Below are 11,039 nucleotides of genomic sequence, written 5' to 3'. Positions count from 1 at the left end.
TCCCGCTCCGGCGGCACGTCGTGCCTGCGCGGCCCGGGCACATCCCGCTCGTACGCGCCCGGCCCGGGCACATCCCGCTCGTAGGCTTCCCGCTCGAACCCGTCCCGTCGCGGCGCGTCCCGCTCGTACGTGTCCCGCCCCGGCACGTCACGCTCGTACGGGTCCCGGCCCGGCGCGTCACGCTCCCGGCGGTCCCGATCCGGCACCCCGCGCTCGTACGAATCCCGCCCGGGCACATCCCGCCCGGCGACATCGCGCCCGTACGGATCCCGCTCGGGCGCCCCGCGCTCAATGTACGGATCCCGCCCGGGCGCCCCGCGCTCGGTATACGGATCACGCCCGGGCCGGCCACCACCCAAGTCCCGTGCGGCCCCGCCCCGTTCCGGACGCGCGTCGCGCCGATCGGGCGCCTGCGCGAACTCGATCCCCTCGTCGGAGCCCAGGTCCCGCAACGAGTCCCGAGTGGTGCTCTGGTGCGGGAACGACATGTCCAGCGCGGCCGGCAACGTCACCTGCCACAGCCGCAGCAGTTCCTCGGCCCACCCCCGGCTGCGCTCCGGCAACCGGTCCCGCAGGTCCTTGAGCACCTCGACCTGTCGCGGCGCGACCTCGCTCACGAACTGCCGGTACAGCGGCGACGCCGGCCTGATCCGCGATCCCACCCCTTCGGGGTAGGTGAGCATCAACTGACGCGCGAACTCCCGGCGCACCGGGGCGTCGTCGGTCAGCGTCCACTCCTCGTACGCGCGCAGCAGGCTGCCCCACGACGAGGCCCGGTCGAACGGCCGCAGCGGCAGCCGCATCACCGTCGGCCCGTGCGGCAGCCTGATCGCGACCACCTCGGGAGAGGCCGGATCCCCCCGCACGACGTCGATCTGACCGTTCCACATCGCGCACAGCAGACGGTGCAGGATGTAGACGCGGTGTCCGTCGGTGGTGGCGAGCCAGTCGTAGGTGAAGCCCAGCCGCTGCCGCCACTTCAGGAAGTCGACCGGGTCCTGGCGATCCAGCGAGCGCGACCACTGCGCGAGCACCTGCCGCACCTCGGGCACCTCGGTGAGGCTCATCGCGCTGCGGAACAGGACCACCACGATCGACTCCTGCTCGACCGCGCGGAAATCGATCTTGCGGGACGGCTCGTTGGGGATGTTCAGGATGCGTTCGAGGTACTGGCGCACGTCCGAGTCGGCCGACGTACCCGGGTGCGCGATGAGCACCTTGAGCTCGCCACTTCCCTCGGGCGAGAAGCCGTTGGGCAGCATGCCCGCGAGCTTTTGCACGAACTGTTCGAGATCCTCCTCGCCCACCACGGCGCCGCGCTTGGTCGCGGCGCGGGTGAGCAGGTCGCGCACCGGCGGCAGCAGTGGTTGCGTGCCCAACTCGCCGGCCTGCACGAACAGCGTCTTGATCTGCTGCTTGATCTGGTCCCTGACATAACTCACGGCGGCCTGGCCGCCTTCGCGGTCCTCGCCCATCTCGTACGCGCGCTGCCAGATGCCCGAGCCGAGCAGCTTGCCGACGACCTGCGCCGCGCCGGCCGTCTCCGGCAGGTGCTCGCGGTCCACGAAGCGGCGCAACACCTGGCGGTAGAACGACTCCAGGTCGCCCTGCGGCGGCAGCAGGTAGGACACGCCCGAACGCTGGCGGTACAACTCGCGCGTCGCGCGCCCGAAGTTGGCCTCCTCCTGGTCCCGGTGGTCGTTGAAGGCCTGCCCCAGGTTGTCCAGGACGCTGCGCAGGTAGGTCATCTTGCGGTCCCACACCTCGGCCTGACTGCCCCACTGGGCATGCCAGTTGCGCCGCGAGCGCCACTCGAACCACTGCTGCTGCGCAGCCAGCGCGCGCTGCACCTCGGGGTCGCCCCACTTGGCCTTGACCACCCCGCCCGCGCGGTCCTTTATCGCCGGGACGTGCGGCGCGTTGACCGTGATCCCGGGCGGCGGCGTGGGCTCGGTGCTGACGTAGGTGAGCAGTCCCGCCACGCCGCGCCGGTCGCCGTCGCTGTAGAGCCGTTGATCGCCGAACAGCACCCGGCGGGCCCGGAACAGGTCGCCGTCGGACAGGAGTTGACGCACCCCGCGAGCGTGGTTGAACTCCTCGGCGAGTTGCGCGGCGTGCGCGCGCAACGACGCCTCCTGCTGGCGCAGCGCCTGTTCCATCGCGCGGGCCCGGGCGTTGAGCATCTGCATGATGCCCGCCGCGCCCTTCGCGGGCTGGGGGTCCGCGACGTGCGGTGGTGCGCACAGCCACAGTTCGCTCAGGCCCGCGACCGACATGAAGGACTTGACCGCTTCCTGGTTCGCCTCGGCGCTCACCCGCACGTCGGAGGTCAGGTCGCGCACGGACTGCGCGAGCAGCCGGCCGGCGACGATGTCCGCGAGTTCGTCCACCGGCACGGTCATCGAGGCGACCAGGCTCGTGGACACCCCGCACGCGCCGATGCCGCTGGGCGCGGGGACCTCGCGGCGCACTCCCTCGTTGATGAAGCTGTCCGCGAAAGACTGGTACAGGTCGCCCTGGATGACCGCGTTGTCCAACTCGGGGCCACCGGGGTTGAGTCCGGTCCCGATCAGCGACATCACCAGCGAGACCACCGAGCGGTGCAGGTCCTCGCGCTCGATGCCGCTGGTGCGGCTGAACAGGAAGCCGGTCTGCACGGTGCCGGCCTTGAGCCGGGTCGGCTCCATGCCGGGGTAGCGCACGGCCAGGTCGCCGATCGGCGCGCCCAGCCCGGTGTCGAGACTTTCCTGCGCGTACTGACCGTTCTGGTCGTCGACGAGCTGGAACAGGTCGAGCAGTGCGCGCCCGGCGTTGAGCACCGCCGGGCGACCGCCGCCGCGTTCCTCGTCGAACGCGGACGGCATCAGCACGAGCGGATAGATCTTGATCGCGTCGTAGCCCTGCGCGAACGCCTCGCCGATCAGGTGCAGGTAGTCGTAGAAGATCCCGCACCCGGTGCCGCCGGCGATCGAGAACGCGACGAACACGTCACACGTGTTGCGGTTGTTCTGGCTGCCGCTGAGCGCCATCAGGTGGTCGTTGCCGTTGCTGATCAGACCGACCGCGCGGCGCAGCGGATCCATCGCGGGGCTGAGCCCGGAGCGAAACGTCTCGAACAGCGCCGCGCGCCCGACCGTGGGCAACTGGCCCGCGCCGCGCCGCAACGGCGTCACCCGAGGCTCGCCCTCGCGCGCCGGCAGCCACGGGATGGTCTCCTCCGACGCGTTGATCCGCAGCGAACGGGCCACTTCCGGATAGGTGTTCAGCGGCGGGACCAGTTGCGTGGTCAGGTGCGCGTTGCGGTCGGCGGCGGCCCGGTGCGCGGGCGGTGCAGCGCGCAGCCGCTGGCGCGCCAGTTCGTTCTCGTTGAGGTCGGCGTAGACGAACTGGATGCAGTTGGGCAGCTGGTACGGGGCCAGTTGGCCGCCGAGTCGCTGCACGAGCCCGGTCCCGTCCGCGCCGCACAGTTCCTCGCGCAGCCGGCGCTCGAGTTCGGCTCCGATCAGACAGCCGGTGCCGCCGAGGCCCACGAACAACATGGACTGGTGGATGGACATGCCCCTGCGAGCCACGGGCCCTCCTCGAAAAGTGCGGGACGTGCGTGTTGCGGTCGTGCCGCCGGTCCTCGTCCGGCTACGTGCGCGGCGGTCCGTAGCCGAACCCGTTGTCGTCGGGACCCGCGCCGGGGCCCGACCCGTAGCCGGAACCGGGTCCCGGGCCCGTTCCGTAGCCGGATCCCGGACCCGGGCTCGGACCCGATCCGTAGGGACCGTACGGATCCGGGGTCGCTTCGCCCCCGTAGGCGCCGCCGTACGGGCCGCCGTCGTAGGGGCGTGGCATCGCGCCGGCCTCCGCGCCGTACGGTCCGTAGGAGTCGCCGGCGGGGCCGCCGGGTCCGCCCGGGACACCGCCCTGGGCCTGGACACGATCGTCCTGGAAGCCGATCGCGAGACCGGTCTCCACCTCGGTGGGTCGGCCCATGTCGAGCTGGAGGTGCGTCCCGAGCGGTGTCTCCAGGTCCAGTGTCCCGGTCGCGGCCAATCGCCGCACGGTCCACGAAGTCCCGGGCTCCTGTTGGTAGAGCGGGATCAACTGGGGCGGGAAGGTCGTGGTGTCGAGCCGGAACCACATGGCCTCGGCGTTCTCGTCCAGCGGCCGGGTCTCGACCCCGACCTGTTGTCCGTCGCGGTACAGGCGCAGCGCGACGGGTCCGATCCGGCGCCCACGCCGGCGCCGCTTGGCCCAGTACGCGAGCAGTCCGGCGAGCAGCGCGAGCAACACGACGGCTCCGATCACGAGCCAGAGGTACTTCTCCCAGAATCCGGGCGGGGGTTCGACGGTGACGGTGACGGTGCCGTCCCACAGGACCACGTCGCCGGCGCCGGCGTCGACGACCGTGACCCGGCCGGTGTGATCGCCCTCGGCGATGTCGTCGTCGAAGCGCAGCTTGACGTCGAAGCTGTCGGAGCCGGCCGAGACCTTGTGCTCGCCGCCGTCGATCCGCACCCCGGTACGGGACGGGAAGCCGGCCAGCACGCGCAGGGTGTGCTCCTTGGCATCGTTGACCTTCCACTTCACGCTGCCCGTGACGCTGCCGCCGGGCTCGATCGTCGGGTTGCCCCACGTGGCCTCGACGGAGACGGGCGCGGGTCCCTGTCCCAGCGTCACGGTCTTGGTCTCGCGGGTCCCGTCGACTCCGGGGGCCACGACCGTGCCGGTGAAGCTGATCGGTCCGGTCGTCCCGTCGGGGATCTTGTACGCGGCGGAGAACTCGCCCTTGGCGCCCGCCTTGAGCGGGACGTCGGCCTTGAGGCCGGCGCCCTCGACGTGTCCGGACACCGTGACGCCGTCGAGCGCCTTGGTGTCGGTCAGGTTGCCCTCGCGGGTCTGGAGGAAGACGCTGAACCTCACGTCCTGACCGACCGCGGGTTGCGGGGGGTTGAGTTGGACGTAGGACTTGACCACGCCCTGCCACAGGGCGGCGGCGCTGACCGGACCCGACACGCCGGCGGGGGCCTTGAGGTGCACGCGCCAGGTGCCGGAGACCGGATTGGACACCCGCAGCGTCTCGGTCCTGGTCTGTTGCCCGCGCTGCTCGATGCCGTCGCCGCGCTCGACCTGTTTGCCGTTCGGATCGAAGAACGTGGTCTCGATCTGCCCGTCGGCCTTTTGAACCTGGATGACCACGTCGGTGGCGATCGCGGGGATCGTCACCTTCAGGTCGGCCTCGCCGGTGACGTTGGTGTCGTCGACCGAGGTCACGCCCGCGCAGCGGGCGGTCGCGAACGCCTTGCGCAGCGTCGAGACGACCTCGCCGGAGTCCTTGGCCGTGGTCGCGGTCGGCTTCTCGCCGGGTCGGTTCGCGCAGGACGCGGGCGCGCCGCCTTCGGCGATCCGGGTCAACTGCTGGGCGTTGATGCCGCTGCCGAAGCCCAGCGGCCAGATCTGTACGCCCGCGGCCTTGGCCTCGGCCAGTGCGGACGTGAGCGCCTTGTCGAGTTCGCCGGGGATCCGCGCCGTGTCGTTGCCGTAGCCCTCGCCGGGTTCGACCGCCATCGCACCGTCGGTGAGCACGAACAGCACCCTGGCCTGTCCCGCGGGCTCTTGGCGGAGCATGCTCACGCCCTGCCTGATCGCGGCGGGGATGTCGGTGTTGTTGCCCTCCTGGTCGGTGCGCGCGTGCAGCTTGCCTGCGCACGTGGTCACCGCGGGATCGGTCACCGCGGTCATCCGACAGGCCTCGTCCACGGCCGACTTCTCGCCGGCGCCGCTGCCGAAGCCGACCACGCCCACCCGTGACTCGGGCGAGAGTTCACCGATCGCGGCGAGCGCCGCGGCATCTTTCTCGCGGTCCAGGTCGGGCCCCTTGAGGCTGCCGGACTCGTCGACGAGGACCGCGTACGAGATCGGCGCGACCTTGAGGTTGGGATCACCCACCGGCGTCTCGGCCGCGCGGGCGAGGCCGGGCAGCAGGGCCACCCCCAGGGCGGCCGTCACCAGCCCGGCGGCGAATCGTCGTGGACGCCGGGTCGAGGGCGCCGGCCGTGGCGCCCCCCGGCGGACAGGCAGCACCAACGTGGCGTCCCCCCTGCTGTCGGCCCCGCGTGTGCGAGGCACACGTCGGGTGTTCGGCAACGTTCTAGCAGCATCGGCGGGGGCTGCGCGCACCGTTCACGATCACTGGAACACGCCCGGTTCCGAACCGTTATTCGGCCATGACCCGCTCACCCCCGTGAGGGCTACCACCTTGCACCATCACAACGTCTGGCGGAACAGAATCGGCCACATACGAGCAAGGGCCGCAGCGGTTCCACTCGAAAGTGGAACTACCGCGGCCCTCATGGTGATTGACCGGCACCGACGTTCTGTACGAAACACCTCGGGCCGGGGCCCGAACGTCGGGCGCTCGCCGAGTGGGTCGATCCACGAGTCGACGTGTCGCGCGTCGACCCGCAACAGGCCGACGTGCCACGGGTCGATCCGGTCGACGTGCTACAGGTCGACCTGGCGGAACAGCAACCCGATCTCGTCGTTGGACAGGCGACGGGTACGGCCCGGCTTCTGGTCGCCCAGTTGGATCGGCCCGAACTGGGTGCGCACCAACCGCTCGACCGGGAAGCCCAGTTCGGCGAGCATCCGCCGGACGATGTGCTTGCGGCCCTCGTGCAGCACGACCTCGACGAGGTAGTTGTGCCCGACGCTGTCGACGATGCGGAAGCTGTCCGCGCGCGCGACGCCGTCCTCCAGCTCGACGCCGGCCTTGAGCTTCTTGCCCAGGTCGCGCGGGATCGGGCCCTGGATCGACGCGAGGTAGGTCTTGCGCACCTCGTAGCGGGGGTGGGTGAGGCGGTTCGACAGCTCACCGTGGTTGGTGAGCAGGATCAGGCCCTCGGTCTCGGTGTCGAGCCGGCCGACGTGGAACAGGCGCTGCTCGAACTCGGTGATGTAGTCGGCGATGGTGAAGCGACCGTCGGGGTCGAACATCGTCGAGACGACGCCGGTGGGCTTGTTGAAGGCGATGTACGTCTCGGCCGGGCGGGTCGGGATGCGCATCCCGTCGACCTTGATCTCGACGGTCTCCGGGTCCACCCGCTTGCCCTGCTCGGTCACCCGCTCGCCGTCGACCTGGACGCGGCCCGCGTCGATCAGGTTCTCGCAGTGCCGGCGGCTGCCGATGCCCGCGTCGGCCATCACCTTCTGGAGGCGGACACCCTCCTGCTGCTCGCGCTCGTTGCGCTCGGTCGTGCGCATCGTGGTCGGCCGGCGGTCCGGGCGACCGGCGCTCGCGGCCGGGCGACGGTCCTTGCCGTTGGCCGCTCCCGACTTCGCGCCCCCACCCGCACCGCCCCGACGATTGTCGTCGGAGACACGCCGGGGCTGCGGAGTGTTGCTGCCGCGCCCGGTGCCCCCGCGCTTGTTCACCGAGCGTTCGTTGCCTCGGTCGTTGCTGCCGCCGGAGCCTTGCCTGTTGGTGGGTGCCATCAAACTTCCGTAGTCGTCTCGCCGTCGTCGGGCGCGGTGTGCACCGTCCCGGATTTCCCTCCAGTATCCCCGCTCCGCGCAACCGGCGACGCCGCGCGTACGGGGAAGCCCTCCAGACCGCCCTCGGTCTCCGCCTCCAGGGCCTCGATCTCGGGGAGGAAGGGGGCCAGCTCGGGCAACTCGTCGAGCGAACGCAGGCCCATCCGCTCCAGGAAGAACTCGGTCGTGCGATAGAGCGTGGCCTGCGTCTCGTACTCGATGCCGTACTCCTCGACCAGGCCCCGCGCGAGCAGCGTGCGCATCACGCCGTCGCAGTTGACGCCGCGTACCGACGAGATCCGCCCGCGGCTGACGGGCTGGCGGTACGCGACCACCGCGAGCGTCTCCAGGGCGGCCTGGGTGAGCTTGGACTGCTGACCGTCGAGCACGAAGCGCTCGACCGCGGCGGCGTGCTCGGGCCGGGTGTAGAAGCGCCAGCCGCCGGCGACCTCGCGCAGGTCGAAGCCGCGACCCTGGGTCGTGTACTCCAGGGACAACGTGCGCAGCGTCGCGGCGACCTCGGCGACGGGGAATTCGAGCACGTGCGCGAGCAGGTGCTCGGTCACCGGCTCCTGGACGACCATCAGTACGGCCTCCAGAGCCGCCGGAAGCGGGCTGTCGGACACCGGCGGGGCGGGGGGCGGGATCTTGCCCCGGACGGCACGCGGCGCGGGCACGGCGGCGTCCAGGGGCGCGGGGGCGCCGGCGCGCACCTCGGGCGCGGACTCCGGTTCGAGCCGAACCCCTTCGTCGTCACTCACGCGTCCTCGCCTTCGTCGCCTCTTCGTCGGCGCGCACCACCGTGTCGAACTCGTCGAATTCGGCGCCGATCACCGGTTCCTCGTCCAAGCCCGCGGTCCATTTCACGGTCAGTTCGCCGAGCGCCTCGGCCTGGTCGAACGTGATCGCCGTCTCGCGGAACAGCTCCAACAGGACCAGGAAGCGCGCGACCACGTGCAACGTGTCCGGCGCGTCCTCGGCCAACTCGGCGAAGGTCGCGGTGCCCAGGCGCTTGAGCCGCTCGACCACGATCGCCGCCTGCTCGCGCACGCTCACCCGCTGGGCGTGGATGTGCTCGATCGAGACGATCCTGGGCGCCTTGGGAGTCATCGCCTTGGCCGCGAGCCTGGCGAAGCGCTCCAGGCTCGTGGTGATCACGACCTCGGGCAGCAGTCCCTGGTAGCGCGGCTCCAGGGCGACGTCGCGCGGGTAGCGGCGCGACTCCTCGGCCCAGCGGTGCTCCAGGATGCCGGCGATCTGCTTGTAGGCGCGGTACTGGAGCAGCCGGGCGAACAGCAGGTCGCGCGCCTCCAGCAGGGCCAGGTCCTCCTCGTCCTCGATCTCGGCGGCGGGCAACAGCCGCGCGGCCTTGAGGTCGAGCAGGGTCGCCGCGATCAACAGGAACTCGGTGGCCTGGCCGAGGTCCCAGTCGGGGCCCTGGGTTCGGATGTACGCGATGAACTCGTCGGTCACCTTGGACAGTGCGACCTCGGTGACGTCCATCTTGTGCTTGGCGATCAACCCGAGGAGCAGATCGAAAGGCCCTTCGAAGTTGTGCAGGCTAACCCGAAACCCCGTGTCCTCCACCGGAACGGGAACGGCCTCGGGCCCAGGCGCGGCACCACCACGACCGAGCGAACGCCGGGCAGGAACTGAATCGTTGCGGTTGGACATCGTGCTCAATAGTGCGACCCCACCCGGCGCGAACACCACGGACCCGCCGACCGACGCCCCAAAATTCGACCACCCAGACGAACAACAAACCCCGAACCACCCCACCCGGCGCCTGAGGACACCCTCAGCCCACCGGCAAGACCAGCCCACCAGACACCCTCAACCCGTCCGGGCACCACCAGCCCGTCCGGCGTTTGAGGACACCCTCAGCCCACGGCACGGCCGGCCCACCAGACACCCTCAGCCCATCCAGGCACCACCAGCCTGTCCGGCGTTTGAGGACATCCTCAGCCCACCGGCACGGCCGGCCCACCAGACATCCCTCAGCCCATCCGGGCATCACCAGCCCGTCCGGCGTTTGAGGACGACCAGCCCGTCCCACGCCACCCCAGCCCGTCCGGCGCTTGAGGACACCTCCAGCCCGTCCGGCGCCTGAGGACACCTCCAGCCCGTCCGGCGCTTGAGGACGACCAGCCCGTCCGGCGCCTGAGGACAACCAGCCCACCCGGCGCCTGAGGACCAACAACCCCGCTAAGACCCCCGCAAACGCCGGACGAGAATGCTCGCCTCCCCGCGCGCCTCCAAATCGGCCAACACCACGGCAACCGCCTCACGCACTATCCGACCGCGGTCCACGGCCAGGCCGTAGTCACCGCGCAGGCTGAGACGCGCGTGTTCGAGGTCCATCAGTTCCTCGGCCGACACGTAGACCGTGATCTTCTCGTCGTGCCGCTCACGCCCACTGGGACGCCGCTGCGCACGCGTGCGGCGATGTGCCGGACGCGCGTTCGGGTCGACCCCGGCCGCAGCCGACATCGCGGCCGCGGAGTGCGCGGCTTGCGACATCGACGACGCCCCCGAAGGGGTGGGCGCCTCACGACGGACGGGCCCGGGCACGGGGTGCTCGGTCTCGCCGGAGCCGCCGGCCTCACCGGACGACTCGTGTCGTTCGGCGCTGTCCGGGTTGGCGCCGGGGGGCGAAGCCTGCGCGGGTACGGTGCGCTGCGACTCTCCCGATTCACCGCCGGCGCTGTGCCGAAGCATCGCGCCTCCGGTGGTCCGGAAGAGTTCGTCGGCGCCCGGGAGACTCACTCGGCGCGACACCGTGCGAGCACCTCCCTGGCAAGCTGACGATAGGCGGCCGCGCCCACCGAGTTGGACGCGTAGGTGGTGATCGGTTCGCCCGCGACCGTGGTTTCGGGGAACCTGACGGTCCGTCCGATCACGGTGTGGAAGACCTGGTCGCCAAACGCTTCGGTGACTCGCGCCAACACTTCACGACCGTGCACGGTGCGCACGTCGTACATCGTGGCGAGGATGCCGTCGAGCACGAGGTCGGGGTTGAGCCGCTCGTGCACCTTCTCGATCGTCTCGGTGAGCAGCGCCACTCCACGCAGTGCGAAGAACTCGCATTCCAGCGGCACGATGACGCTGTTGGCCGCGGTGAGGGCGTTGACGGTGAGCAGACCGAGCGACGGCTGGCAGTCGATGATGATGTAGTCGTAGTCGTTGACCAGCGGGCGGATCGCCCGGGAGAGCGTGGTCTCACGCGCCACCTCGGTGACGAGTTGAACCTCCGCCGCCGACAAGTCGATGTTGCTGGGCAACAGGTCCATGCCGGGAATGATCGTCTTCAGCAGGACGTCGTCCGCGCTGAGATGACTTTCCATCAGCAGGTTGTAGACCGTGAGTTCGAGCTCCATGGGGTTGACGCCCAGGCCCACCGAGAGGGCGCCCTGCGGGTCGAAGTCCACGAGCAGGACCCGGCGGCCGTACTCGGCGAGCGCGGCGCCCAGGTTGATGGTCGACGTGGTCTTGCCGACGCCGCCCTTCTGGTTGCACAT

Annotated in this window: 7 protein-coding genes; all 7 read right to left on the bottom strand. The window is 70.6% G+C overall.

Translation table 11 applies throughout. The annotated features are described in order from the left end of the window. Window positions 1–3,572, bottom strand: a 3,572-nt coding sequence (locus GT354_RS45525) for a tubulin-like doman-containing protein (RefSeq protein WP_202513033.1), incomplete at its 3' end; no start/stop codon positions are given. A 61-nt stretch (window positions 3,573–3,633) separates the two neighbouring features. Beyond that, entirely contained in the window at window positions 3,634–5,997 is a 2,364-nt protein-coding gene (locus GT354_RS45520) for a vWA domain-containing protein (RefSeq protein ID WP_161363316.1), read from the bottom strand. A gap of 495 nt (window positions 5,998–6,492) precedes the next feature. Further along, a complete protein-coding gene (locus GT354_RS45515; RefSeq protein ID WP_161363314.1) occupies window positions 6,493–7,482 on the bottom strand; it encodes a pseudouridine synthase in 990 nt (329 codons plus the stop codon). Further along, the gene (gene scpB, locus GT354_RS45510; protein WP_237536106.1) at window positions 7,482–8,105 is read right to left on the bottom strand and encodes an SMC-Scp complex subunit ScpB; all 624 of its coding nucleotides are present in this window, start codon (window positions 8,103–8,105) and stop codon (window positions 7,482–7,484) included. The genes GT354_RS45515 and scpB overlap by 1 nt, the downstream gene beginning before the upstream one ends. Before the next feature lie 169 nt (window positions 8,106–8,274). Beyond that, window positions 8,275–9,195, bottom strand: a complete 921-nt coding sequence (locus tag GT354_RS45505; protein WP_161363309.1) for a segregation/condensation protein A — start codon at window positions 9,193–9,195, stop codon at window positions 8,275–8,277. 531 nt (window positions 9,196–9,726) lie between these two features. Continuing rightward, window positions 9,727–10,299 (bottom strand): hypothetical protein, encoded by a 573-nt coding sequence (locus tag GT354_RS45500; protein WP_161363307.1) that lies wholly within the window; start codon window positions 10,297–10,299, stop codon window positions 9,727–9,729. Then, the coding region (locus GT354_RS45495) for an AAA family ATPase (protein WP_161363305.1) at window positions 10,284–11,039 on the bottom strand (756 nt) is incomplete at its 5' end. The genes GT354_RS45495 and GT354_RS45500, both read right to left, overlap by 16 nt.

This window comes from Streptomyces sp. SID3343, assembly GCF_009865215.1.
GTDB lineage: Bacteria > Actinomycetota > Actinomycetes > Streptomycetales > Streptomycetaceae > Embleya.
This window is presented reverse-complemented; position numbering and strand designations above follow the sequence as displayed.